Annotated in this window: 24 protein-coding genes; 10 read left to right on the top strand and 14 right to left on the bottom strand. The window is 71.5% G+C overall.

The features are described 5' to 3' along the window. Positions 1–23 precede the first annotated feature (23 nt). From J2S57_RS07585 to J2S57_RS07605, 5 genes are all read right to left on the bottom strand, one after another. Positions 24–4,577 carry a PDDEXK-like endonuclease domain-containing protein gene (locus tag J2S57_RS07585; protein WP_307239875.1) on the bottom strand — a complete coding sequence of 1,518 codons (4,554 nt, stop codon included), beginning with the start codon at positions 4,575–4,577 and terminating at the stop codon, positions 24–26. Positions 4,578–4,828: 251 nt separating this feature from the next. Then, positions 4,829–5,368, bottom strand: a complete 540-nt coding sequence (locus J2S57_RS07590; RefSeq protein WP_307239877.1) for a peptidase — start codon at positions 5,366–5,368, stop codon at positions 4,829–4,831. Between the two features lie 118 nt (positions 5,369–5,486). Continuing rightward, positions 5,487–5,966: an NUDIX hydrolase gene (locus tag J2S57_RS07595; RefSeq protein ID WP_307239878.1), complete on the bottom strand. Its 480-nt coding sequence runs from the start codon at positions 5,964–5,966 to the stop codon at positions 5,487–5,489. Positions 5,967–5,979: 13 nt separating this feature from the next. Beyond that, positions 5,980–6,684: a DUF305 domain-containing protein gene (locus J2S57_RS07600; RefSeq protein WP_307239880.1), complete on the bottom strand. Its 705-nt coding sequence runs from the start codon at positions 6,682–6,684 to the stop codon at positions 5,980–5,982. Positions 6,685–6,698: 14 nt separating this feature from the next. Then, complete coding sequence (locus tag J2S57_RS07605) at positions 6,699–7,334, bottom strand: thioredoxin-like domain-containing protein (protein WP_307239882.1); 636 nt, start codon at positions 7,332–7,334, stop codon at positions 6,699–6,701. Between the two features lie 265 nt (positions 7,335–7,599). Between J2S57_RS07605 and J2S57_RS07610 the strand changes: the two genes are divergently transcribed. The 4 genes from J2S57_RS07610 (at position 7,600) to J2S57_RS07625 (ending at position 11,161) form a co-directional block, all read left to right on the top strand. Beyond that, on the top strand, positions 7,600–7,902 hold the full coding sequence (locus J2S57_RS07610) for an urease subunit gamma (protein ID WP_307239884.1): 303 nt from the start codon (positions 7,600–7,602) through the stop codon (positions 7,900–7,902). Between the two features lie 18 nt (positions 7,903–7,920). Continuing rightward, the gene (locus J2S57_RS07615; protein WP_307239886.1) at positions 7,921–8,232 is read left to right on the top strand and encodes an urease subunit beta; all 312 of its coding nucleotides are present in this window, start codon (positions 7,921–7,923) and stop codon (positions 8,230–8,232) included. Between the two features lie 39 nt (positions 8,233–8,271). Beyond that, positions 8,272–9,990, top strand: a complete 1,719-nt coding sequence (locus tag J2S57_RS07620) for an urease subunit alpha (RefSeq protein ID WP_307239888.1) — start codon at positions 8,272–8,274, stop codon at positions 9,988–9,990. A 91-nt stretch (positions 9,991–10,081) separates the two neighbouring features. Next, positions 10,082–11,161, top strand: coding sequence for an ABC transporter substrate-binding protein (locus J2S57_RS07625; protein ID WP_307239890.1), 1,080 nt, complete (start codon positions 10,082–10,084; stop codon positions 11,159–11,161). A gap of 3 nt (positions 11,162–11,164) precedes the next feature. On the opposite strand, the gene J2S57_RS07630 is transcribed toward J2S57_RS07625, so the two are convergent. From J2S57_RS07630 to J2S57_RS07640, 3 genes are all read right to left on the bottom strand, one after another. Beyond that, positions 11,165–11,845: a hypothetical protein gene (locus J2S57_RS07630; protein ID WP_307239893.1), complete on the bottom strand. Its 681-nt coding sequence runs from the start codon at positions 11,843–11,845 to the stop codon at positions 11,165–11,167. A gap of 171 nt (positions 11,846–12,016) precedes the next feature. Further along, positions 12,017–12,853, bottom strand: coding sequence for an excalibur calcium-binding domain-containing protein (locus J2S57_RS07635; RefSeq protein WP_307239895.1), 837 nt, complete (start codon positions 12,851–12,853; stop codon positions 12,017–12,019). A 69-nt stretch (positions 12,854–12,922) separates the two neighbouring features. After that, complete coding sequence (locus J2S57_RS07640) at positions 12,923–14,008, bottom strand: AbrB family transcriptional regulator (protein WP_307239897.1); 1,086 nt, start codon at positions 14,006–14,008, stop codon at positions 12,923–12,925. 62 nt (positions 14,009–14,070) lie between these two features. Here J2S57_RS07640 and J2S57_RS07645 point away from each other — a divergent pair, with 62 nt between their 5' ends. The 3 genes from J2S57_RS07645 (at position 14,071) to J2S57_RS07655 (ending at position 16,178) form a co-directional block, all read left to right on the top strand. Then, positions 14,071–14,745, top strand: a complete 675-nt coding sequence (locus J2S57_RS07645) for an urease accessory protein UreF (protein WP_307239899.1) — start codon at positions 14,071–14,073, stop codon at positions 14,743–14,745. 64 nt (positions 14,746–14,809) lie between these two features. Then, the gene (ureG, locus tag J2S57_RS07650) at positions 14,810–15,475 is read left to right on the top strand and encodes an urease accessory protein UreG (RefSeq protein WP_370882594.1); all 666 of its coding nucleotides are present in this window, start codon (positions 14,810–14,812) and stop codon (positions 15,473–15,475) included. Beyond that, positions 15,468–16,178, top strand: a complete 711-nt coding sequence (locus J2S57_RS07655; RefSeq protein ID WP_307239904.1) for an urease accessory protein UreD — start codon at positions 15,468–15,470, stop codon at positions 16,176–16,178. The genes ureG and J2S57_RS07655 overlap by 8 nt, the downstream gene beginning before the upstream one ends. On the opposite strand, the gene J2S57_RS07660 is transcribed toward J2S57_RS07655, so the two are convergent. After that, on the bottom strand, positions 16,132–17,202 hold the full coding sequence (locus J2S57_RS07660; protein WP_307239906.1) for a glycoside hydrolase family 16 protein: 1,071 nt from the start codon (positions 17,200–17,202) through the stop codon (positions 16,132–16,134). The genes J2S57_RS07655 and J2S57_RS07660 overlap by 47 nt on opposite strands. A gap of 280 nt (positions 17,203–17,482) precedes the next feature. Here J2S57_RS07660 and J2S57_RS07665 point away from each other — a divergent pair, with 280 nt between their 5' ends. Continuing rightward, positions 17,483–18,163, top strand: a complete 681-nt coding sequence (locus tag J2S57_RS07665; RefSeq protein ID WP_307239908.1) for a fibronectin type III domain-containing protein — start codon at positions 17,483–17,485, stop codon at positions 18,161–18,163. 19 nt (positions 18,164–18,182) lie between these two features. Here the strand turns inward: J2S57_RS07665 and J2S57_RS07670 are convergent, their stop codons facing one another. Next, on the bottom strand, positions 18,183–19,751 hold the full coding sequence (locus tag J2S57_RS07670; protein WP_307239910.1) for an alkaline phosphatase D family protein: 1,569 nt from the start codon (positions 19,749–19,751) through the stop codon (positions 18,183–18,185). Positions 19,752–19,852: 101 nt separating this feature from the next. Then, positions 19,853–20,596, bottom strand: a complete 744-nt coding sequence (gene surE / locus J2S57_RS07675; protein WP_307239912.1) for a 5'/3'-nucleotidase SurE — start codon at positions 20,594–20,596, stop codon at positions 19,853–19,855. Between the two features lie 151 nt (positions 20,597–20,747). Here surE and J2S57_RS07680 point away from each other — a divergent pair, with 151 nt between their 5' ends. After that, positions 20,748–21,440 (top strand): SDR family oxidoreductase, encoded by a 693-nt coding sequence (locus J2S57_RS07680; protein ID WP_307239914.1) that lies wholly within the window; start codon positions 20,748–20,750, stop codon positions 21,438–21,440. Positions 21,441–21,459: 19 nt separating this feature from the next. After that, positions 21,460–22,032 carry a CGNR zinc finger domain-containing protein gene (locus tag J2S57_RS07685; protein WP_307239916.1) on the top strand — a complete coding sequence of 191 codons (573 nt, stop codon included), beginning with the start codon at positions 21,460–21,462 and terminating at the stop codon, positions 22,030–22,032. Here the strand turns inward: J2S57_RS07685 and J2S57_RS07690 are convergent. From J2S57_RS07690 to J2S57_RS07700, 3 genes are all read right to left on the bottom strand, one after another. Beyond that, positions 22,021–22,431, bottom strand: a complete 411-nt coding sequence (locus tag J2S57_RS07690; protein ID WP_307239918.1) for a hypothetical protein — start codon at positions 22,429–22,431, stop codon at positions 22,021–22,023. The genes J2S57_RS07685 and J2S57_RS07690 overlap by 12 nt on opposite strands. Next, positions 22,428–23,048 (bottom strand): hypothetical protein, encoded by a 621-nt coding sequence (locus tag J2S57_RS07695; RefSeq protein WP_307239920.1) that lies wholly within the window; start codon positions 23,046–23,048, stop codon positions 22,428–22,430. Before J2S57_RS07695 ends, J2S57_RS07690 begins: the two co-directional genes overlap by 4 nt. Positions 23,049–23,347: 299 nt before the next feature. Further along, positions 23,348–24,151: a hypothetical protein gene (locus tag J2S57_RS07700; RefSeq protein ID WP_307239921.1), complete on the bottom strand. Its 804-nt coding sequence runs from the start codon at positions 24,149–24,151 to the stop codon at positions 23,348–23,350. Positions 24,152–24,395 lie beyond the last annotated feature (244 nt).

A 24,395-nucleotide genomic window follows, 5' to 3' on the forward strand; every position in this document is an offset into this window, starting at 1 on the left:
CGGAACCCGGCCGGAAAAACTTTCTACTCCCAGTGCGGCGGGCGCTCGCGCTGCATGTCGTCGTCGCGGTTGCCCGGGCTGTCGTCGCCCCAGCCCTCGTCGCGGTCGTCGTCGGAACGGTCCGGGAAAGCGGGCTCGTCGTCCTCGGGCCCCAGGGATTCACGCACGGAGTCAGACAGTACCCGCTCGTCCGCCGCCGGTTCGATGACCGTGGCCACCGGTTCCGGAGCGTTCAGCCCCTCGTCATCCGCCGGTCGGGAAGAGGCGTCGGCGACCGCCGCCGCCTCGGTCGCCTCCGGCCCCACGACCTCGGGACGGTTCCACGACGCGTCCTCCGGCGCTCCCCCACCGAGGTGGGCCGAGCCACCCGGGTCCCCCGCCACGTCCTGGACCGGCCCATTGACCGGCTGAGCGATGCCGTTCAGGTGCCCCGACGCGTCCTCGAACGCCTCACCACCGGGTCGAGCCGCACCGCCCGGGTGCCCCGACGCGTCCTCGAACACCCCGGCGCCCGCGTGTCCCGGCACGTTCCCGAACTCCGGGCCGCCCCGGTGACCCCGGTCGCCCAGGTGCCCCGACGCGTCCTCAAGCACCCCGTCGCCCTGGTGAACCTGGGCGCCGTGGTGAACCGACGCGTCGTCGAGCACCTCGAAGGGCCCGTAGACCTCGGGCGGCAGCGGACGCGTCATGGCCGACTCCCAGACCTCCCGCACCCTCGCCACCTCCCGGTCGGGATCGGCGATCAGGTCGAGCGCGGACACCCGGTAGTAGGCCCAGCCCGCCCGCTCCCAGCGAGCCGGACGGTGCCGCTCCCGCTCGCGGGTGTTGCGGGAGGCGAAGGCGGGTCCGTCCAGGTCGACGGCCACCAGCATCCGGCCCGGGACGCGGGGGTCGGCCACCGCGACGTCGAGCGGCCAGGCCCCGTCACCGACCCGCAGCTTCACCGGCAGCCCGGCCGCCGTGAGGCGATCGCGCAGGTCACCGGCCAGAGCGTCCGAGGTCTTGGGCACGCGGCCCGCGCTGCTCGTGCCGCGGCCGCCGGCGGCCAGCAGCACGTCGCGCAGCAACCGGGCTCCGGCCGTGCGCAGCCGGTCGACCAGCAGGTCGTCGGCGGTGAAACAGCAGACCACCGTGGTGCGGTGCCGGGCCCGGCTGACGGCGGTGGTCAGTGCGGCGGCGCCCTTGTCACCGTCGAGCACACCGAAGCGGTGCAGCACCCGGCCGTGCGGGGTGCGGGCCAGGCCGATGGAGACCACCGCGGCGTCACGCTCGATGCCGAGCAGACGCTGCACCGGGCGGATCGTGAACGGCTCGGCCAGACCGGCCCGGCGCTGACGGCTGAGCCACTGCGCCAGGGCGGGACGCTCGGGCAGGCTGATGCGCAGCGACTCCTCGATGCGCTCGGCGTGCCGCTCGCTCAGGGTGATCACGATGAGCGACTGGTCGGGATGCTGCACGGCGTGCCGCTCGACCAGCTCGATCACCCGCAGCACCTCGCCGTCGGCACTGACCGGGAGCTCCTCGCCGGGCGGCGGGATGGCGATGCCGTTCTCGACGGCTTCCAGGTACAGCGGCGCCTGCACGGCCGTGCCCGGGGTCTGCTGCCAGCCCTCCGGGTAACGGGGTGCCAGGGGCAGGAGCATGCGGCCGTCGACGCTGCGGTGGTCGCGGTCGAGACGGCAGACCCGGGTGAACGGCGCCAGTGACTCCACGACCGAGCGGCTGCCGTCGGGCGGGGACAGTCGGCGGCGGTCACCGGCCACGATCACCTGGCCACCGCGGGCGAGCGCGGCGACGACCTCGGGCAGGCCGATGTGCCCGGCGTCGTCGACCACGACGGTGTCGACGACCGGGGTGACGTCGGGATGAGCGGGCGCCAGGCAGGCGGCCACGGTGTCCGGGCTCATCACCCAGACCGGGGTCAGCGCGGAGAGCACGTCACCGCAGCGACGCACCAGGTCGGACAGGCGCGGACGGGAGTCGTCACGGGTCAGCCAGGTGCGCAGGGTGCTCATCTGGCCGGGCTGGGCGGCGACCACCTTGGCGGCGCGGTTGGTGACGGCGGTGCGCACCAGCGTGGAACCGGCCTCGATCCGGGCGATCTCGGCGGCCCGCAGCTGTGCGGCGGCGCTGCGCAGGGCGGCCGGGTCGTGCGCGGCCAGGCGCTCGTCCGAGCTCACGATGCTGGCCTGCACCGACGACCACCAGGCGAGGTCGAACTCGCCGTCGATGTCGTCCGGGCCGATCCGCCGGGTGCGCAGGTCGTCGACCAGGTCACCGAGCCCGGCGTCCCGCAGGGCCTGCAGCAGGCGGGCGCGGCGAGGCTGGCCGAGGATGCCCTGGGTGTCGCCGGCCAGATCACCGACGCGCTTCTCGAGGTCGTCGAGCGGCATCGCGCGCAGCTGCGGCGTGGGGGTACCGGCGAAGGTCTCGGCCAGCACCGCGATCGCGCCCATGGCGGCGGTGACGGTGGCGGAGGCCTCGGTCAGCCCGACCACGACCCGCGGCGCCGACGGCGCGAGAGCGTGATCCTGCCAGCGGTTCAGCAGGTCCTGGGCCGAGCGCAGCACCCGGTAGAGGTCGGGCACGCTGACGCCGGGCCGCACCAGGGCCTGGGCCTGGCGGCGCAGACGGCGGCGTTCCACCCGGCCCAGCCCGGAGGCCGAGCGCTCGGCGCGCGGGGCGAGCGCCAGGGCGAGTTCGTCGAGCGGGGCGTCGAACAGCTGGGGCAGCATCGAGTCCACCACCGTGCGCACCCCGAGCAGCAGGTTGAGCAGCGGCAGCCACTCCTCCGCGGTGGTGGCGGGGCGCAGGCCGGCCGCGGCGGTGACGCCGTCCATCGCGATCCGGGTACGCCGCAGGCCGGCCCGCAGCACGAGCGCGGCCTCGAGCGCCTTGCGGGCGTCTTCGTTGGTCGTGACCCGGGCGTCGTACCACCGCGTGTCGTCACGGGTCAGGGTGAAGGCCCCGGCGGCGGCCGCGGCGTGCAGGTGGGCGCGCACGCGTTCGCGGGTGATGCCGTCGAGACCGCGCAGCACCTCGTCACCGATCCGGACCTGGCCCACCGGACCGGACCGGCTCAGGTCGGCCAGGGCCACCATCGCGTCGTAGGCGCTCACCCCCCAGGGCTGGCGCACCTCGTGCAGGGCGATGACGTCGCCGTCGAGCAGGGCCCGGGCCCGGCGGATGGCGCGCGCCGAGTCGTCGTCCAGAGCGGCCTTGCCGACCGGCGGCAGATCGCCCGCGCTCTCGCTGGTCGCGGCGGTCAGCGCGGCCGTCAGGGTGGCCGTCAGCGGGGCGGTGCGGGTGGCCGGACGGCCCCCGGGTGAGTCCCGCAGGTCGAGCACCAGGTCGCCGATGCCGGCGTCGTACAGGCGGCTGAGCAGGGTCTCGGTGCTGGCCCGGCGAGGGCTGAGCACCAGGACCCGGCGGCCCGCGGCCACCAGCCCGGCGATCGCGGCGGCCAGCGTGTGGGTGGCGCCGGACCCGGGCGGGCCCTCGATCACCAGGTGCTCGCCGCGCAGGGCGGCGGCCACGGCCTCGCTCTGGGCCGGGTCGCAGTCGAGCACCAGCAGTTCGTCGGCCGGGTCGGCCTGCTGCGGCGGGCTGACCGGGCGCGCACCGCGCGGGCCGAGCCGGCCCACCACGGCGAGGCGGCGCGAGTCCGACTCGGCCGGGCTGAACTTCTGGGCGGGAATGAGGGACGGACCGGGGTCACCGGAGCTGTCGGCCGCCGGAGGAGGAGTGGTGGTGTCGGGGAGCCGGATCACGGTCGGCGCGATCGACGCCGCCACCGCGCTCAGCAGCTCGTTCGTGGCGATGGCGGGCACCGCGGCGTCGAGGTCGGCCAGCACGGCGCCGGAACCGGCGGCGAACGTGGCCAGCACCAGGCTGCGCTCGATGGTGAAGTCGCGCAGCTGCCCGCAGTGCTCCTCGAGCCAGGTGTAGACCGGGCGGGGGTCGAAGCCCTTCTCGCCGTGCGCCATCGCGGCCAGCTCGTTGCCGTCGGCCTCGATGCCGTAGTCGTCGTTGAGCAGGCGGATCAGCTCGGGGTTGATCAGCACCGCGTCGTCGAGGTCGAGGTCGAAGTCGCTCTCGCCCCCGCGCGGGCGGATCGAGCAGCCCCGCAGCACCACCGGCGCGTTGACCGGATCGCTGGCCCCGGCCGGCCGCCAGGTGGCCACGCCGATCGACAGGCAGCAGGCCTGCACACCGCGCTGGGCCGAGAGCACGATCGCCGCGCGGCGGATCATCCGGACCTGGTTCCAGGCCACGTCGTGCGCGTCGGGCTCGCGGAACAGGCTGGAGAGCCGCGTCGGGCGGCCGGCGAAGAGCTGGGCCAGGCCGGAGGGGTGTGCGTGGGTGAGATCGAGCCAGGAGTCGCGGGCCGCCGGACCGGTGGTGAGAAGCGTGTCGGGCAGGCCGGATCCGGCCAGCGCACGGCGCCAGGTATCGACGGCGGCGGCGACTCTCTCGACATCGACACCGGGAGCGCCCGCAGACGGATCCGCCGGGCGCTCGACACGGGGCGTCAGGGGCCGCTGGATCAGCGGCCCCCCGGCGGACTGCTCGGGCACCACCCAACGCTAGCCCGCACGGCGCGGTGGACCCACAAACCGCACCCGGCGCGCCGGAGGACCGCTCTGTTCGGTGCCCGCTCGGAGGACGGTCACGCCCCACCGGACGGACGAGTAACAAGCCTGGTGAGGGCGGTTTTCGGGGTTCCGGACCCGGAAAGTGGTGTGACCGGTATGACACCGGAACGTGGGACACCAAAAACCGAGCCGACGGGCGGAACCTGCATGATCACGGCAAAACGACGGCGCGCTCAGGCCGCCAGGAGCATCGCCAGGACGGCGGTGTCCGGGTCCTGCGCCGGGTCGACGCCGACCTTGCTGACCAGCCGGGTGATCGTGCCGTCGCGCTCGGCCTCGACCCACGACGCCCGGTGCTCGAGGCCGAGATGCGGCACACCCGGCAGCAGCACGCAGCCGGACGCCGCGGCGGCGGCCTCGGGGATGGACGGGCGGCTCTCCGACGGCGGGTGCAGGAGCAGCAGCGCGGCCGGGGTGTGCCGGCCGAACTCACCGGGCGCCGGAGCCCCGTCGCCGAGTACCGGACCCGCCGACGTCACCAGGCCGACCGCGCCCGGCAGCGGGCCCTCGGGGGTGTCGTCCACGGCCCGGAACACGGTGGTGGTCGGGACCAGCCCGGGCACGGCGGCGAGCCGCACCGCGAGCAGCAGGAACTGCGCCCATTCCCGGGTGGACGAGGGCCAGCGTCCACTGACGACGAACCCGCTGAGCAGGTCGTCTCGGCCCTGGTAGGGGGCGATCTCGACGGACGAGAGGTTCGCAGAATCTGACATGCCGACTCCCTCCAGGAACGGAGGCACCGGACGCGCGGGACGTCACGGCGCTCCGTCGCACGTGATCACACGGTGCGGCACGAGGGCGTTAGCAGACAAGACCCCCCGAGTGCCAGCTCTAGGTGTCGAACAAGGTCCGGCCGGTCGCGGCGAACTCGGCGGCCTGCTTCAGGCACCGGGTGACCTGGGGCGAGAGCGGCTCGGGGAACTCGCCGGGCGCGAACCAGCCGACGGCGAGCGACTCGTCGTCGTTGACCACGGCCTCGCCGCCGAGCACCCGGCACTCGAAGAAGTGGTCCACGAAGACGGAGCGGTCGCCGTTGGGGTAGGCCATCGGCAGGGTGCTGTGGATGGAGATGAGCGCGACCACCTCGACGCGGACGCCGGTCTCCTCCTCCACCTCGCGGGCACAGGTGAGGGCCATCGGCTCGCCCGGCTCGGAGATCCCGCTGGGCAGCGACCAGAGCCCGTTGTCGGACCGCTGCCCGAGCAGGACGCGCCCGGCGTCGTCACGTACCAGCGCGGTGACGCCGGGGAGCCAGAGCTGCTCGGTGCCAATCTTCTCGCGCAGCCTCAGGATGAATTCGGGGGTCGCCATGCGCCGAACGGTACTAAGGCTGGGCGCCACGCTCTTTCAGCATGTTCTCCATCAGCGTGATCTCGGCCTCCTGGCCCTTCACGATCGCCCGGGAGAGGCTCACCACCACCGGCTCGTCGGTGAGGTTGAGCGCGGCCTGGGCCATCGCCACCCCGCCCCGGTGGTGCTTGATCATCAGCTGCAGGAACAGGATGTCGGCCTGCTCGGTGGGCAGCGTGCGCAGCTTGTTCACGTCGGCCTGGGTGGCCATGCCCGGCATCAGGCCGTTCTCGTCGAGATGGGTCTCGTCGGCGGAGAGCCCGGCGTTGCGGTGCTCGGCCTCGTGCCCCTGCATCCAGGCCATCGGCTCACCGCTGCGCCCGATCGACAGGCCCCAGACGTTGAGCCACGCCTGCATCTGGCCCATCTGGTTGGACTGGGTCAGCGCCATGTCGGTGGTCAGGTACCGGATGTCGTCGTCCTGGGTGCGGCGCTGCACGATCGTCGCCATGTCCACGGCCTGCGCGTGGTGGTCGATCATGTCGCGGGCCAGGCCGGCCGCGGCCGAGTTGTCGGTCGGCGTGGCCGGGCCCTGCACGTACGACACCAGCAGGAGCATGCCCGCCAGCAGCACGAGGCCGCCGATGGCCATGCGCACCAGAGCGCGCCCGGTCAGCCAGGAGCCGCGGCTGGGCGGCGCCTGCTCGTCGTGCAGGACGTCCTGATCGGGCTCGCTCATGGTCACCATTGTGATTAGCCCTCCGGCGTACCCACGCCACCGGTGCACGCGGCACCCGGCTCCGGCGTCTGCTCGCCCTGCTTGTACTCCTTGATGAACTTGTTGATGCGCGGGTCGGACGCGTCGTCGACCGTCATCTGCAGGCCCCACGCCTGCACCGAGATCGGGCTCTTCAGGTCTTTGTACGGGGAGAGCACGATGTAGGTCTGGCTGCCCACGGTCTTCTTGAGCGTCTCGACCTGGGCCTCGGGGAGGTCTTCCTGGTAGGCGATCCAGACCGCGCCGTGCTCGAGCGCGTGCACCGCGTTCTCGTTCTGCACCGGCGCGTCGTAGACGCCGCAGTTCAGCCACACCGGGTTGTGGTCGCCACCGACCGGCGGGGTCTGCTCGTACGTCACCGGCGTGGTGACGTGGTTCTGGCTGAGGTCCTTGTACTCCTTCAGACCGGTCAGCGACGTGGCGTCGAGCTCGGCCTGGTCGCCGCGAGCGGTCATCACGATCGCCGTGCCCCCACCCACGACCGCGAGCACGATCACGAAGGCACCGGCGGCCAGGGCGAAGCGCCGGTTGCGCTCGGCCTTCGCCTGCTGGGCACGAAGATTCGCCGCCTTCTCGGCAGTGGCCTGCCGGGCTTTCCTGGCGTTGGTCATGACGGTTGGGTGCCTCTCGGGGGTCTGGGGGCATCGACAAGGAACAGACGGACGGCGAAGCGCCGCAGTTCCGGACTTCTCACAGGAAAGAGCGCGGCCACGGTACCGCCCCACCAGCAACGATCCAGAACAAGTTCAAGTTTCACATAAGTTCCTGTGCGGCTGGGCCCGGTCCGGGCCCGGAAACGCGGCCGCGCATGCGCCTGGTTGTAACAAGAGATCAGTATCGTGCCGCCGAGTCCCCAGGAACGGAGCGGATCCCGGAATGCAGCTGAGCCCGCACGAGCAGGAACGCCTGATGCTCTCCTACGCGGCCGATCTGGCCTGGCGCCGCAAGGGCCGCGGGCTGAAGCTCAACCACCCCGAGGCGGTGGCGATCCTCAGCTCGTTCATCCTCGAGGGTGCCCGCGACGGCCGTCTGGTCACCGATCTGATGCAGGCCGGGCGCGAGGTCCTGAGCCGCGACGACGTGATGGACGGCGTGCCCGAGATGCTGCCCGAGGTGCAGGTCGAGGCCACGTTCCCGGACGGCACCAAGCTCGTGACCGTTCACGACCCGATCGTCTGATCCGGCAGGAGAGACGCCATGATCCCCGGCGAAGTGATCCCCGAAGACGGCGACATCACCCTGAACGAGGGCGCCGAGCGCACCGTCGTCCGTGTGGTCAATACCGGCGACCGGCCCGTCCAGGTCGGATCGCACTTCCACTTCCCCTCGGCCAACGCGGCCCTGGAGTTCGACCGCGAGCTGGCCCACGGCAAGCGGCTCGACATCGCCGCCGGCACCGCCGTGCGCTTCGAGCCCGGCGTCGACCGTGAGGTCACCCTGGTGCCGATCGCCGGCACCCGGGTCGTGCCCGGCCTGAGTCTCCCGGCTCCCGGTCCGCTGGACCGCTGAAGCCGGACCGAAGCGTCCATCAGAAAGAAGGCTGACCGCTTGGACCTCTCCCGCGCCCGCTACGCCCAGCTCTACGGCCCGACCGTGGGCGACAAGGTCAGGCTGGCCGACACCGACCTGGTCATCTCCCCCACCGAGGACCGGTGCGGCGGGCCCGGAAGAGCGGGCGAGGAGGCCGTGTTCGGCGGCGGCAAGGTGCTGCGGGAGTCGATGGGCCAGAGTCGCGTCACCCGCGGCGAGGGCACGCCCGACCTGGTCATCACCGGCGCGCTGGTGCTCGACCACTGGGGTGTGATCAAGGCCGACGTCGGTGTCCGCGACGGCCGGATCGTGGCCCTGGGCAAGGCCGGCAACCCCGAGACGATGGACGGCGTGCACCCCGACCTGGTGATCGGGCCGAACACCGAGATCCTGGCGGGCAACGGCAAGATCCTCACGGCGGGCGGCATCGACTGCCACGTGCACTTCATCTGCCCGCAGATCGTGCCGGAGGCCCTGGGCAACGGCATCACCACGCTGATCGGCGGCGGCACCGGACCGGCCGAGGGCACCAAGGCCACCACGGTCACGCCCGGCTCCTGGTACCTCGCCCGCATGCTCGAGGCGATGGACGACCAGCCCGTCAACGTCGCCCTGCTGGGCAAGGGCAACACCGTCTCGCACGAGGCGATGTGGGAGCAGTTGCGCGCCGGCGCCTCGGGTTTCAAGCTCCACGAGGACTGGGGCACCACCCCCGCGGCCATCGACGCCTGTCTCACGGTGGCCGATGCCAGCGGCGTGCAGGTCAGCATCCACACCGACACCCTCAACGAGGCCGGCTACGTGGAGAGCACGCTGGCCGCGATCAACGGCCGGGCGATCCACAGCTACCACACCGAGGGTGCGGGTGGCGGTCACGCGCCCGACATCATCACGGTCGCCGGCTACGGCCACATCCTGCCCTCGAGCACCAACCCGACGAGGCCGCACACCGTCAACACGCTCTCCGAGCACCTCGACATGCTGATGGTCTGCCACCACCTGTCGCCGTCGATTCCCGAGGATCTGGCCTTCGCGGAGTCCCGGATCCGCCCCAGCACCATTGCCGCGGAAGACCTGCTGCACGACCTCGGGGCGATCTCGATGATCGGCTCGGACGCGCAGGCGATGGGCCGGATCGGCGAGGTCGTGCTGCGCACCTGGCAGACGGCGCACGTGATGAAGACGCGGCGCGGCCTGCTCGAGGGCGACGTGCACAACGACAACCTGCGCGCCCGGCGCTACGTGGCCAAGTACACGATCGCCCCGGCCGTCGCGCACGGCATGGAGCAGGAGATCGGCTCGATCGAGAAGGGCAAGCTCGCCGACCTGGTGCTCTGGGACCCGGCCTTCTTCGGGGTGCGGCCCCACGTGGTGGTCAAGGGCGGCATGATCGCCTGGGCGCAGATGGGCGACGCGAACGCCTCGATCCCGACCCCGCAACCGATCCTCCCGCGGCCGATGTTCGGCGCGGCGCCGAAGGTCGCGGCGGCCACCAGCGTGCACTTCGTGGCCCCGCAGGCGATCGACGACGGGCTGGCGAGCCGGCTGAACGTCGACCGGCGCCTGGTGGCGGTCGAGAACGTTCGGCAGCGCGGCAAGGCCGACATGCCCGAGAACACGGCCACCCCCGACATCAAGGTCGACCCCGACACCTTCACGGTGCGCATCGACGGCGAGGTCTGGGAGGAGAAGCCCGCCACGAGTCTGCCGATGGCGCAGCGGTATTTCATGTTCTGAGTGCTTTTGATCGAGGACGTGGTGGTCGCCGGGCGCTTTTGCCTCCGATTGGTAAGGAGAGGCTTACCTTCCTTCTGCTACCTTCCGGTTCATGACCCCGATCCTGGCCCGTGACTCCGCCCAGTTCACCCGCCGCGCAGCGCTGCTCGCGGGCGTCTCGGTGGTGAGCGGAGCGGCCCTGGCGGCCTGCGGCTCCTCGTCGTCCGGGGGCTCGACGACCGCCGCGTCCGCGTCATCCTCCTCGTCCTCGCCCGAGAGCACGTTCCCGGCCACCGTCGAGCACCGGTTCGGCTCGACCACCGTGCCGAAGAGGCCCGAGCGCATCGTGATCGTCGGCCTGTCCGAGCAGGACATCGTGCTGGGGCTGGGTTTCACGCCGGTCGCGACCACCGAGTGGTACGGCGAGCAGCCCTACGCGGTCTGGCCGTGGGCGCAGGAAGCGCTCGGCGACGCGAAGCCGACCGTGCTCAGCACCGCCGACGGGTTCCAGTTCGAGAAGATCGCCGCGCTCGCGCCCGACCTGATCATCGGCACCAACTCGGGCATGAAGGAGTCGGACTACGAGAAGTTCTCGGAGCTCGCACCGACCCTGCCGGGGGTCGTCGGCGGCACCGACTACTTCTCGCCCTGGGAGGACCAGACGCTGCTGATCGCCTCCGCGCTGGGCTCCTCGGCCAAGGGCCAGGAGCTCATCGACTCGGTGAAAGACGCCTACGCGCAGGCGGCCTCGGAACACCCCGAGTTCAAGGACAAGGTCGCCACGTTCAGCCAGAACGGCTTCTACGACGGCCTGATCTACGTCTACCCGGCCGGCCTGGGCACCGACTTCCTCTCGATGCTCGGGTTCACGGTCAACCCCGATCTCGCCGCCCTGGCGAAACCGGGCGAGCAGGCGGCGATCTCGTCCGAGCGCCTGGACGTGATCGACACCGACGTGCTGGTGATCGCGGCCGAGAAGGCCGCGGACATCGCGGCCCTGGAGAAGGTGCCGACCTACGCGGCGCTCGACGTGGTCAAGAACCAGGGCGTCGTCTACACCGACCCCACGCTGTCCGGCGCCATGTACTTCGTGACGCCGCTGAGCCTGACGTACGTGCTCGAGCACCTGACGCCCGCGCTGAAGAACGCGGTCGCCGGTTCGTCGCCGGCCGAGATCGTCGGCGCCGCGTAGGTTCTACCTGGCGGTGTCCTTGTACTCGGTCTCGTCGGCGGCGACCCGGGACACCGACTTCGCGGTCGTGGTGGTCTGTTCCAGCATCGCGCGCCAGGTCCGCTTGGGAGACTTCAGGCGGCCGATGAAGATGCCCTTCTTGTTCGTGGTGAAGTGGGCCGTCGTCTTCCAGCCGTTCTCGGTCCGGTACTGGATCGCGACCCGGGCACCCGGCATCGGGCTGCGCACGGCGCCCTTGCCGTAGTTCGCGCGCACCAGCTGACCGCCGATGTAGCGGTAGGGCTGGTTGTGCACGACCACCAGCGTGAGCATGCTGGGCCGCAGCAGCCGGAAGCGAGCCATGCAGCTCTCGCCGTCCTTGCTGATGGTGGCCTGATGCAGTCCGGCGTCCGCGTTGTGGTACTTCTTCGGCTCGAAATGCTTGACCTGGAAACCCGGCCGGGCGTCGATCTCCAGGTCCGGCACCCGCACCCGCCAGTCCGAGGCCCCCGGCACCGCGAACTTCACGGCCCGGGGATCCGCGCCCAGCACCAGCGTGTTCGGTGTGAAGGCGCAGGTCGCGGCGGCCGTTGTCACGGTGCCGCCCTCGGAACTGGCGGGGGCGGCGAGTGCGCTGCCCGACGTGAGTGGTGTGAAGGCCAGCCCGGCGACGATCACCGAGACTCCCCCGAGTCTTCTGAACATGCCAGTGACCGTAGGTGCCTACTGTGACGTCAGGACAGCGTTCGCGGCAGTCTCGCCCGAACTCCTGACGCCACCCCCGGTCTGTCAGGGGCTGGACGCGCACCACCACCGTGACCACGCGGGCGGTTTCGTTCGCCCGCTGCGGTGACTCGCGGGCGACTCCGTCACCGTCTACTCACAGGCGACTCCGTCACCGTCGCGGTCGAGGTGCGAGGCGTAGCCCGGTTCCCCGCGGTGCAGGGGCGCCGCTCCGGCCCGGCGCACGGCGTCGCAGTTCTCGTAGTAGGGCTCGGGAGCGGGCTCCGGCTTGGGCTCGGGCTTCGGCTTGGGCTTGGGCTTCGGTTTCGGTTTCGGCCACTCCTTCTCGTGTTTCGCGACCGCCGAGACCTGCCCGGCCGTGGTCGCGGTCGGCCCGGCCACCGCCCGCCAGACCCGCTTCCCGATCGCGACGCGTCCCGAGTAACGCCCCTTCTTGTCGGTGGTGAGGACCTTCTCGGTGACCCAGCCCGTCCCGGTCCGCCGTTGTACCGCCACCCGCACGCCGCCCACCCGGCTGACGCCGGTCCGGTCGCCGAAGCCGACCCGCGTCACCGTGCCGGTCAGGTAGCGGTAGGGGTGCCGGTGCCGTACGAGCAGCCCGACGTTACTGGCCCGCAGCAGCCGAAAAGTGCTGTCGCAACTGTTGCCGTCGACGGTGACCCGGGCCGGGTGCAGGCCCGCGTCGGAGTTGTCGTAGCGGGCCGGGTCGAACGTCTTGACGCGATGGCCGGGCCGCGCGTCGATGCCCAGGTCCGGCACCCGCACCCGCCACTGCGTGGCGCCCGGCACGTCGAACTCCACCCGCCGGGGGCTGGACCCGAGCCGAACGGCCCGCGGCCCGAAATCGCAGACGGCGGAAGTCTGGACCGGATCGGAGGTCACCGGCGCCGCGTGCACGGCGCCCGGGGTCAGTGGGGCGAGGACCAGTCCGGCGGCGAGCGCCGTGACTGCCCCGAGTCGTCTCAGCATGGGCCGAACCTAGGAAACGAGGCGTCTTCGGACGGGCGGTTCGGTTCGGGACGAACCGAATGCCCGAGGTCACGATCGGCTGATGAACCGGGCCAGAAGTGGTGCGCTGAAAAGCATCACGAAGAGCCGCACGATCTGGACCGTGAGCACGAAGGTCACGTCCGAGCCGCTGCCCACCGCCGTGGCCAGCACCGCGTAGAGGCCGCCGGGGGTGGTGGCGAGGTAGCCGTCGAGCAGGCTGCGGCCGGTGGCCCGGGCCAGCAGCACACCCAGGCCGGCGCTGGCCACGATCAGGCCGATGATGGCGAGCATGGCCAGGGGCAGCACGGCGGCCACGGCCTTCAGGCTCGCCCGGGTGAAGCGCAGGCCGACCTGGAGGCCGATGAGGGCGAAGCCGACGCTCTCGAGCGCGCCCGGCACGCTCGCGTCGACCAGGCCGGTGCCGGTCAGCGACGCGGTGACGACGAGCGGGAAGAGCAGGGCGCCGGCCGGCAGCGGGATCCGGCGGGCCAGGGGGATCCCGATGACCAGGGCGAGCGCGGTGAGGGCCAGGCCGGCCCCGATCTCGCGCAAGGTCCCGGCCGACTCGGGCGTGAGGCCCGGGGCCGCACCGGTGACCGGATCGGCAACCGGATCGGCCCGGAACACGAACTGCGCCACCAGCGGCATCCCGACCAGGATGATCAGCACCCGCAGGTACTGCACCACGGCCACCACCCGGTCGTCCGCCCCGAGATCGCGGGAGATCGCCACGATGCCCGACGCCCCGCCCGCGACCATCGCGAACACGCCCGTGGCGGTGGAGATCCCGCTCTTCAGCCGCAGCAGGTAGCCCGCCCCGACGCTGAGCAGCAGGGTGGCGAGGCAGGACAGGATCACCGGGAACCAGTCGGCCTGCAGCGACGACAGGGCCGCCGGGTCGAGCGTGCTGCCGATCGAGGCGCCGAGCACGGCCTGACCGGCGGTGAAGGCGAAGCCCGGCACGGTCGGCGGGTGCGGCGCGACCAGGGCGTAGGCGAGCCCGGCGGCGAGCGCCCCGAACAGCACGGGCGAGGGCAGGCCGGCCAGGTGCAGCAGGAGCGAGATGCTGACGACGAGGGTCAGGAGGATCAACCAGGGCCAGGCCGAGCGGGCGGGCCCGGGTTCGTGTGACACGCCCGTCAGCCTACGACCGGCCGATGACATCGCTTGTAACACAACGAACATACGCTGGCCCCATGTTCGCCCCCGGAACCGCCGCTCTTCTCGCGCTGGCCGATCAGCGCCTGCCCAGCGGCGGTCACGTGCACTCGGGCGGCGTCGAGCAGGCGATCACCGACGGGCTGGTGTCCGGGGTCCGGTCCCTGGAGCGCTTCCTCGAACGCCGGCTGCGCACGACCGGGCTGGTGACCGCGGGACTCGCCGCCGCCGCGTCCACCCTTGACCAGGAACTCAAGATCACCGAACTGGACGCCGAGGCCGACGCCCGCACCCCGTCCCCCGCCCAGCGCCTGGCCTCGCGGGCCCAGGGGCGCGGGTTGCTGCGCACCGCCAAGGCCGCCTGGGCCGCCCCGTCGGCCACCCTGAACTGGAGCGACCTGGGTGCCCGCCCGCACCACCCGATCGTGCTCGGCTGCGCCGCGCGCGCCGGTGGCATCGAACCCGAGGGAGCCGCCCTGGCCGCCGCGTACCTGTCCGTGAGCGCCCCCTCGACCGCGGCCCAGCGCCTGCTGGCGCTCGACCCGGTCGCGGTCGCCGCGGTGACGGTGAGGCTGAGCCCCGTGATCGAGGAGATCGCGGCGGTTGCCGTGCACAACCTCGAAATGTCACAACTGCCCGACGATTCCGACCCCCTGCTGGATCTGCTGGCCGAGCGCCACGCCGCCCGAGAGGAGCGCCTCTTTGCGTCCTGACCTGTCTCTCACCGACTCCGAAGCTCGTCTCGGAGTTCCCCGTCCCGCCGCTCTCCCTCACGAACTGCCGGGCGACGACCCGCACGAGCACCTCGCGGGCCCGGGCCGGCTCTCGGGCGAGAACGGCCCGCTGCGCGTCGGTATCGGCGGCCCGGTCGGCTCGGGCAAGACCGCCCTGGTCGCGGCCCTGTGCCGGGTGCTGGGCGAGAAGCTCCAGCTGGGCGTGGTCACGAACGACATCTACACCACCGAAGACGCGGACTTCCTGCGCCGCAACGCGGTTCTGCCCGACGAGCGCATCGTCGCGGTGCAGACCGGCTGCTGCCCGCACACCGCGATCCGCGACGACATCACGGCCAACCTCGACGCCATCGACGACCTCGACGAGCGGCTCGCCCCGCTCGACCTGGTGCTGGTCGAGTCGGGCGGCGACAACCTGACCGCCTCGTTCAGCAAGGGCCTGGTCGACGTGCAGATCTTCGTCGTCGACGTGGCCGGTGGCGACAAGGTGCCCCGCAAGGGCGGTCCCGGCGTCACCACGGCCGATCTGCTGGTCATCAACAAGACCGACCTGGCTCCCCTGGTCGGCGCCGACCTCGGCGTGATGTCCGGCGACGCCCACAAGGTGCGCGGCGACAAGCCGGTGGTGCTGCAGTCGCTGCGTGAAGACCCGGCCGCGACCGACGTCGTCAACTGGGTGATGGCTCAGATGAACCCGGTTCATGCGTAGTCGTCTCGAGATCGTCGCCGAGCTCCGCGGTGGCCGCACGGTCGTGCGCGCCATCCGCGGCGGCGGCCATTTCGCCGGCCGCCAGACCGAGCCGGGCACCGTGCACCTGGTCGGCACGGCGGCGGGCCCGCTCGGCGGCGACCACGCGGTCGTCGACGTGCACGTGCACGAGGGTGCCCGGTTGAGCGTGCGCAGCGCGGGGGCCACGATCATTCAGCCCGGGCGCCTGCAGCCCGACTCGGTGGTCGAGCTGAACCTGCACGTTCACGACGGCGCGTATCTCGACCTGGCCACCGAACCGACGGTGGTCTGTCACGGCGCGCACCACGAGAACCGCACCACGATCGGCCTTTCCGGCTCCGGACAGGCTCGGGTGGTGGAGCAGGTGCTGCTCGGCCGGGCCTACGAGCCGCCGGGCGTCTGGGCGGGGCGCACCGTCGTCACCCGCGACGGCTCCCCTCTGCTGCGGCACACCCTGCGCTCGTCGCTGGTGGCCGTCGGCGGCGTCCGGGTGATCTCCACGCTCGTCAGCACCGAAGGTTCTTACACGCCGGCCACGACGGGGGACGCGTCGGCCCTCCCGTTGGCGGGTGGGGGCCTTCTGGTCACGGCGACCGGCAGCGACCTGCTGCCGGTCGAGGCCGACCTGCTGGGGGCTACGAACGCCGCGCGGGTTGCTGCTTACGCCGCCCCGGGTAGCTGAGGATCCCGATCGCGGTCACGGCCATCACGCTGCCGCCGATCAGCCACGGCCACACGCCACCGGTGAGTTTGCTGTCCCCCGAGGAACCCGAGGTGTTCTCGGCGGCGAGAGGTGTTGCACTGGCCGAGGGTTCCGGGGTGGCCCCGGCCTCACCCGAGACCGAAGGTGACGGGGTCGCCCCGGCGGCCGACGCGTCCGTCTGCGTGCTCAGAGTCTCACCGGCCGTGGGCTTCACGCCGGTGTACTTGTAGGTCTTCATCTGCGTGATCACGAACGACGCGGGCAGCTTGGTCTTCTTGTTCGGGCTGCCGGTCAGCTCGTCGCCGGTGGTGGTGGCCATGCTGATCCAGCGGGCCTTGGTGTAGGCCTTGTCCGAGTAGAAGATCTCGTCGCCGTCGAGGCGCACCAGCAGGTGCTTGGGCGCCCACTCGATCGTGTAGGTGTGGAACTTCTTGTCGGCGAAGTCCTGCTCGGAGAACGCCTGCTCGGAGCCCTTGCCGTAGCCGTTGCTCACGTAGGCGGTGTCGGTGCCCGGCGCCAGCAGCTCGATGCTCGTGAGCGCGTTGTCGTCGTCGCTCGAGGGAGACAGCGTGATGTAGCTGTTGATGCCCTGGCCGGAGGGGACCTTGGCCTTGATCTCCCACTTGCCGTACTTCTGGGCCCAGTCCCAGCAGCCGAAACCGCCGGTGGTGTAGGTCTGGCCGTCGGTCTTCTTCTTCTCGACCTTCATCGTGAGCTCGCCGTCACCCATGGTGACGTTCTTCGACGACCAGGCGCTGTTGCCCGCGGCGTACTTGCCGGAGTAGCTGACGCAGCCGTCGGCCAGGGACGAGCCGTTGAAGTTGACCTCGCTGCTGAGCGACCAGCTCGACTTCTTCTTCGCCCCGTCAACAGCGCGTGCCGAGTCCGCGGCGTGCACCGAACCGGCAGCCTGTGCCGTTTCGGTCAGGAGGGCCTGCGACCCCACCATCGTGGTGGCGGCGACCAGTGCGGCCGCGGCCCCGAGGATGTGCCTGGGCCTCATGCCTGCCTCTCCATCAGCGGGTTTCTGTGAGCGTTCGGGCGTCGCTGTACCTTACGCGCCATTCCTGTCGGGCGGCGCACCGCCGGTCGGGTGACGCCCGGCCGGGTGACGGTGTCGTTCGTTCGGCCAGGTGGGCCATCCTCGTGCCGATGCCCCTTCTCGGTAAAGCCGGTCGATCGAGGAGGGGTGCGTGGCAGGGGCGAAGAAGGGTGGACGACGTGAGCACCGGTCCCAGCCGTCACGAGCCGTTCGCAGACGGCGCCGTTCCACCCTGCTGACCGTGTCACTGGGCGTGGCCGCGATGACCGGGGGCCTGTTCGTCAGCGGAACCCTCGACCCGGTGGTGCACGACGTGGTCGCCTACGTGTCCTCGGGCTCGTCCGACGCGAACGGGCTGAACGCCGAGAAGGTCGCGGACTGGATGTACACCGACGACGTGCCCGACTGGTCGCAGGTGCGAGGTGTTCCCGAGAAGGTGCAGCGGCCGTCGGCACCGACCGACGCGGTGCGCCCGACCATCGCCCCGCCGGAGAGCCCGCACCGCTTCATCTTCTCCGGCCAGCCCCCGATGCCGACCTACAGCCTGGCTCCGCGCGACGACTGCATGCAGCCGCACAACCCGGTCTCGATCGCCCACAACTTCGTGGTGACGGCGACCGGCGGTGGCAGCGTCTCGGTGCGCTGGTGGGACATGGGCGACCCGGACACCCAGACCTACGAGGTAGTGGCCGTGCCGCGGTACGTGAACCAGTACGACTACTCCAGGCCCAGGGCCGACCCGCCGAAGAAGTTCACCGAGGTCAAGGCGTCCAAGGGCTGCAAGCAGATGAGCACCACCGTCACCGGCCTGGCCAAGGGCTCCCAGTACACCTTCAGCCTGATGGGCGTGAACAAGTCCCCGCTGAACGGCCGGGCCTACTCGATCACCCGGGCGACCAGCGAGACCATCACCATCAAGTGACGGTCTCGCCGGATCACTCTCAGGCCGGCTTCAGGGTCTTCGACCAGAGCGACCTGCCGTCGATGTCCCGCAGGTGGACCGTGAAATCCCGGCTGTGGCCGTCGATCTCGACCTCACCGAAGAACTGGTAGCCCTCCATCGGCGAGGTGTTCGCCCGCGGTGGCGCCGCCACGAACTCGGCCTTCGGCCCGAACGTGGAGTCGAGCGCGTTGGGGCCGAACGCCCCCGCGTGCAGCGGGCCGCTGACGAACTCCCAGAACGGGTCGAAGTCCTGGAAGGCCGCGCGGGACGGGTCGTAGTGGTGGGCGGCCGTGTAGTGCACGTCAGCCGTGAGCCACACCGTGTTGCCGATCCGGCGCCGTTTGATCTCCCGCAGGATCCAGGCGATCTGGCGCTCCCGGCCGAGCGGCGCGCCCGCGTTGCCCTGCGCCACCGCCTCGATGTCGTCGCCGTCCGGCACGACCAGCCCGATCGGCATGTCCGACTGGATGACCTTCCAGGTGGCCTTGGACTTCTTCAGCTCCGAGACCAGCCAGCGGGCCTGCTCGCCGCCGAGGATGCCGCCGTCCGGCGACGGTCCCCCGGCCTGCAGGCCCGGGGTGTTCGCGTCCCGGTAGGTGCGCATGTCGAGGATGAAGATGTCGAGCAGCGGGCCGTACGAGACCTTGCGGTAGATCTGGTGGTCGCGCACCGTGCGTGGGCTGAGTGGCTGGTACTCGGTCCACGCCTGGTAGGCACGGGCCTTCAGCACGTCGGTGTCCTTCTCGGAGTACCGGGTGTCGTCGAGAATCTCGCCCGGGTACCAGTTGTTGCTGACCTCGTGGTCGTCCCACTGCGACACCAGCGGCGTGTGCGCGTAGAAGTCCCGCAGCCCGGCGTCACCGAGGTTGTAGCGGTGCGCACCGCGGAAGTCGGCGAGCGTCTCGGCCACGTGAGACTTGGCCTCCTCCAGCTCGTTCCGGTACACCCGGCCGTCGGGCAGGGTGACGTCGCCGGTGATCGGGCCGTCGGCGTAGATCGAGTCGCCGGAGTGCAGGAAGAAGTGGGCGTCACGCCCCCGCATCGCCCGGTAGATCGGGAAGCCGCCGAGGTCGGGGTTACGGCCCCAGCCCTGGCCGGCCTGGTCGCCGCTCCACAGGAAGCGCAGGTCGCGGGCCTTGCGCGGGGCGGTGCGCAGCAGGCCGTCGGTGTGCTCTCCGACCACCCGGTGCGAGTCCGGGTGGGTCAGCACCACGCGATAGGTGACGTCCTCACCAGCGGGCAGCCCGTGCAGCTGGACCCGGCCGGTGAAGTCGCTGCGGCCGGTCAGCACCGGACCGCGGAAGACCCGGCTGCGCCCGGAGAACCGGCCGGTGGGCGAGACCTGCACGAACATCCGCGCGGGCCGGTCGGAGCGGGTCCAGACCACCGCGCTGTCGGCGGTGACATCACCCGCCTGTACGCCGTGGGTGATGGAGGGTCTGGCCGTGTCGACCAGAGCCGACGAGGAGGCTGCCGGGACGAGTACGCCGGAGGCGGTGACGCCGGTGATACCGAGGGCGCCACGCAGCACTCCACGCCGGGAGGGCCGGGAGACAGGGTTAGGCATGGCCTTCAGGCTGCTCGCCGCCGGGGACCACCACGCCATCAGGAAGTGACACAGAGGCGACCATCGAATGGACGCCTCAAGGCTTAGGAGGGCCTGACCCGTCACAGTCCGGGAGGCAGGGCGGGTTCGGCCACGATCGGCTGCCGCATCGCGGTCACCGTGGTCCAGCCCTGGCGCAGGAGGGCCAGGTCACTGCCCGGACCGGCGTGCTCGCCCGGCTCGCGGAACGCCATCGTCACGAAACCCTCTCCCGGATCACCAATCTCGGCCTGCACCACGCCGAAGTCGGCGAACCCGGCCGGTTTCGGGCCCCTGACCTGATCGAGCGGGCGGTCGGGGATGTTCACGTTCACCGCGAAGAGCCCGGCCCGGGCCTCGGCGAACCAGCGCAGGACCCGGGGCGTCTCGGCCCGCACGGTGTCCCAGTGCTGCGGCGGCCAGCCGTCCACGGACAGGGCCAGGCCCGGCACGCCGTGGTTGGCGGCCGTCAGCGCCGCCCCCACGGTGCCCGAATGGATCACGGCCTGGCCGGTGTTCGCGCCGTGGTTCACCCCCGACAGCACGATGTCCGGCACGTCGCCGAACGCCCCGCGCACCCCGACGAACGCGATCATCGCGGGTGACGCGTGCACGGCGAAGGCCTTCACCCCCGCCACCTCGACCCGGTCGTACAGCAGCCGCCCGCCCTGCTCCAGGGCGCTCAGCATCGAGCCGGTGCCGCTGCGGTTCTCATGGGGCGCCGCGACCGTCACGTCGAGCCCGGCCGCCAGCGCCACCTCGGTCAGAACGTGGATGCCCTGGGCATCCACCCCGTCGTCGTTCGTGATCAGCGCACGCAGAGTCATACGCCCCAGCGTCTCGCGGTCCGCCCTCCCACGCACCCGTCCGGTGACGCACCCACGCAATCCCTTGACAGAGGCGTCCGCCATTTACCTCTTGCATAATTGCCGTAAGAGGCGTTCGATGTTCACTACTTACTCAACCAAGGGAGCGGACATGACGACCGTCAGCGGCTCAGTGGCACTGGTGACCGGTGGGCAACGCGGACTCGGGCGCGCCTTCGCCCAGGCCCTGCTCGACGCGGGAGCGGCGAAGGTCTACGTGACAGCCCGGAACCCGGTTCCCACTGACGACCCCCGGCTGGTCCCCCTGCCGTTCGACGTCACGGACGAGCAGTCCGTGCGGAACCTGGCCCTGGCCGCACCCGACGTCACGATCGTGGTCAACAACGCCGGCGTCACCGTTCCGGCGCCGGTGACCGAGGCGAGCCTGGCCGACGCCCGCACGATCTTCGAGACCAACGTGTTCGGCCCGTTGCGGGTGGCCCAGGTGTTCGCACCGATCCTGGCCGCCAACGGCGGTGGTGCCCTCGTCGACATCCACTCGGTGCTCAGCTGGCTGGCCGGGAGCGGCCTGTACGGCGCGTCCAAGGCGGCGCTCTGGTCGCTCACCAACTCGCTGCGCCCGGTGCTCGGCAAGGCCGGGACCCAGGTTCTGGGCGTGCACCTCGGTTACGCGGACACCGACATGACCGCCCGGCTCGACGTGCCCAAGATCGACCCGGCCGACGTGGCCCGCGGCATGGTCGAAGCACTGGTCGCCGGGGACAGCGAGTACCTGGCCGACGACGCGAGCCGCTGGGCCAAGGGCGCGCTGAGCGGACCGCCGGAGGCTCTCGCTATCGTGTGAGGCTCAGAGGGAGGCCGGGATGCCACGATTCGCCGCCACGGAGCGACTGGACACCTCGGTCGCCCCGGAAGATCTGCTGCTCACACAGGAACTCGCCAATTCGCAGGGCCCTCCGACCTACGGCATCGACCTGTTCGACACCCCGGAGCCGGCTCAGGCCTGGCTCGACGGGCTGCTCGAGGAGTATCCCGGCGCTCCGGTGATCCGCCTGGGCCCCGGCGAGATCGAGCGGCTGCGGGCGATTCGCGCGAGCCTGCACCGGCTTCTGGCCCGGGGGGACGAGACCCTGCACTCCGGCGCGGAGCCGCCGCTCGACGCACCGGTGAACCTGAGGGCCGGCCCGAACGGGGTAGAGGGATCACCCGTCGGCACCGGCGTGGACTGGCTGGCCTCGGCCGTGACGCTGGAGCTGTTCCGGGCCCAGGAGCACGACCTGCTCCGGCGCCTGAAGCTGTGCCACAACCCGGGGTGCACCGTCATTTTCTACGACCGCTCGAAGAACAACAGCCGCACGTGGCACGACGTCGCCACGTGCGGTAACCGGGCCAACGTGCGGGCCTACCGGGCCCGGCGAAAAGCCTCATCGTCGTAGGAGTTTGAGCGCGAGCCCCACCGAGGTACCGCCCAGCACCACGAGCAGCACCACCGAGAGCAGCCCGGCGAGCGCCACCAGCGTGAGCAGCCCGGCCGTGGCCAGCAGAACCAGTTCGGGCCCGGACGCCCGGGCGAAGCCCCGAGTGGTCACCGACAGCGCGGTCAGGATCACGAAACTGACCGCGGCCAGGGCGGTCACGACCTCGTGATGCCCGCCCAGCGTGATCACCGCGAGCACCCCGGCGTCGTCGATCCAGGGGCCGGCCGTGGTCGTCCAGGCCCCGGCCAGCACGTCGAGGAGCACGAGCGCCCAGGGCTTGCGGCCGTAGCGCGACGGGGGACGTCGCGGTGCCTTCGTCTGCACGGTCACCTCCTGTGCGGCAAGGGTTTCGGTCATCTGGTCAGCTCCCCGCGGATCGCGCCCATCATCACGCCGAGCACGGCGGCGAGGGTGACCACGACGACGGACAGGAGCAGCACCGCCACCATCACGACGCCGGTGACCGCGCCCAGCCCGATCACGGCGACACCGCCGAGAGCGGTGGCGGTGACGATCGAGGCCCGGGTCAGGCCGGCGGTGAGGGGCAGGGCGAGGATGAGCACGGCGGCGGCGATCAGCGCGACGAGGCCGGCGACGTGTTCGTGACCGTTGAGCGTGGCCACCTCGCAGAGCCGGGTGCCGCACGGGGCCCGGCCGGTGTCCACGAGGCGGAGCCAGGTGCCGGCAGCCAGGTCGAGCACGGCGGTGCCGCGCAGGAATCGGGTGAGGTAGACGTCCAGCGGCGGACGTTCCGGAGGCTCGGGCGTCCGGCGCTCCTTTCCTGCGGGCCGGGTCGTGTTCTCGGACGAGCGGGTCTCCGGCTCGGACGGCGGGGTCTCGTTCGCGGGTGGTCGGGTCGCCTTCACGGGCGCCCCGGTCGCGCCCGTGGGCGGCTGGGGGTGGGACTCGTTGTACTGGAACGGGATCCGCACCCGGGGAAGGCCTCTGAGGATTTCTCTTCGCGTCGTGGTCATGCCATGAGCGTGCTGCGCGGGTTCATGGCGCAGCGGCGGAAGTCCTGCTTCGGGACTTTCACGATCTCTAGGTAACCCCTGCGGCCCGCCGACCTGCGCATCCGGCGTCCGGCGGTTCCGCCGCCGTGACCATGAAATCCGCACTTGCCGGAGTTACTCGCGAGTGCCCCACCGGTCGCTCTCGTTGAGGGGAGTCGGAGAAAGTCACCCTCAAATGTTCCTCAGCCCGGTTCGCCGTGGTCAGACCTGCCTGAAGTCCCGCTGAACTTCACTGAACCCCGCTTGAACGTGATTCGGCTTCAGGCGACTTCGGCCGGGTCGCTGTCTCTGCTCCACTGCCGGGCGTACTCCCAGGCACGCAGGCGGCCGAGCCGGGGCGGGACCGGCAGCGACGACGCCCGAGAGGGCGGCTCGTCGGCCAGGAGGGTCAGGGCCTCGGCGCGGAGCACCCGGTAGCCGCCGGCCCGCTGCCAGGTGCGGCCACTGACCGGGCCGGTCCAGACACCGGCGAGCTGCCGCAGGTCGGAGGCGCGGTCGCAGAGGTCGATGCGGTTGCCGCTGCCGAAACGCTCGAGGGCGGCCGGGTCGTCGAGGCCGAGGCGGCGGGCCTCGTCGGGGCCCGGGCGCACCGAGAACGGGTCGAACTCGACCCAGGTCAGATGCTCGACGCAGGCGCAGACCAGCTCCGGCTGACCTTTGGCCAGCGCGCCGCCGGCCCGGCGCAGCGCGGCCAGCTCGTCGTGCTCGCGCTCCAGCACGCGCCCGGTGCGCCAGAGCAGGTGCTCGGCCACCCGGCCGGGGCGGGGCTCGGGGCCGATCGCCCTGCGTCCGTTCGCCGCCACGAACGGGGGCACGGCCTCGTTCAGCCGGGCCTGCGCGGCCACGGCCTGGCCGAGGGTCTGCAGTCGCATGGCGTCGGCGACCAGGCGCAGGCAGTGGGTGAGGTGAAGGATCGTGCGGTCGCCCCCGGACAGCGGCGAGCGCGGCCCGAGAACGGTGCGCCAGTCGCCGCGTTCCAGGGCGTGCACGGCGGGGGCGAGGGGGCGGGGAGCGGCGGTGGTCATGGTCATCGTGGCTACCTGCCCCGGTCGGGGATCGGTCATGCGTCAGGTTAGGCAGAAACGGTGCCGTGGATTTCGCCCTGCCCGGCAGTGATTTTCGTGCGGTGAGCAGACCGGGGCCCGGGCCGGCTCACCGCAAGCCGGGAAAGGTGCACCCCTTCATGCCGCCTTCGTCTACCCGGTGCGGTGAGCAAGTTGCCCCGCACTCCACCCAACCCCGGGTGAGCCTCGCCAAAGCTCGCAGTAAGACCGTAGACTCCGAATGCGGATGTTTCGTTCCATTACG

Origin of the sequence: Kineosporia succinea, assembly GCF_030811555.1 — a bacterium.
Classification (GTDB): Bacteria; Actinomycetota; Actinomycetes; order Actinomycetales; family Kineosporiaceae; genus Kineosporia; species Kineosporia succinea.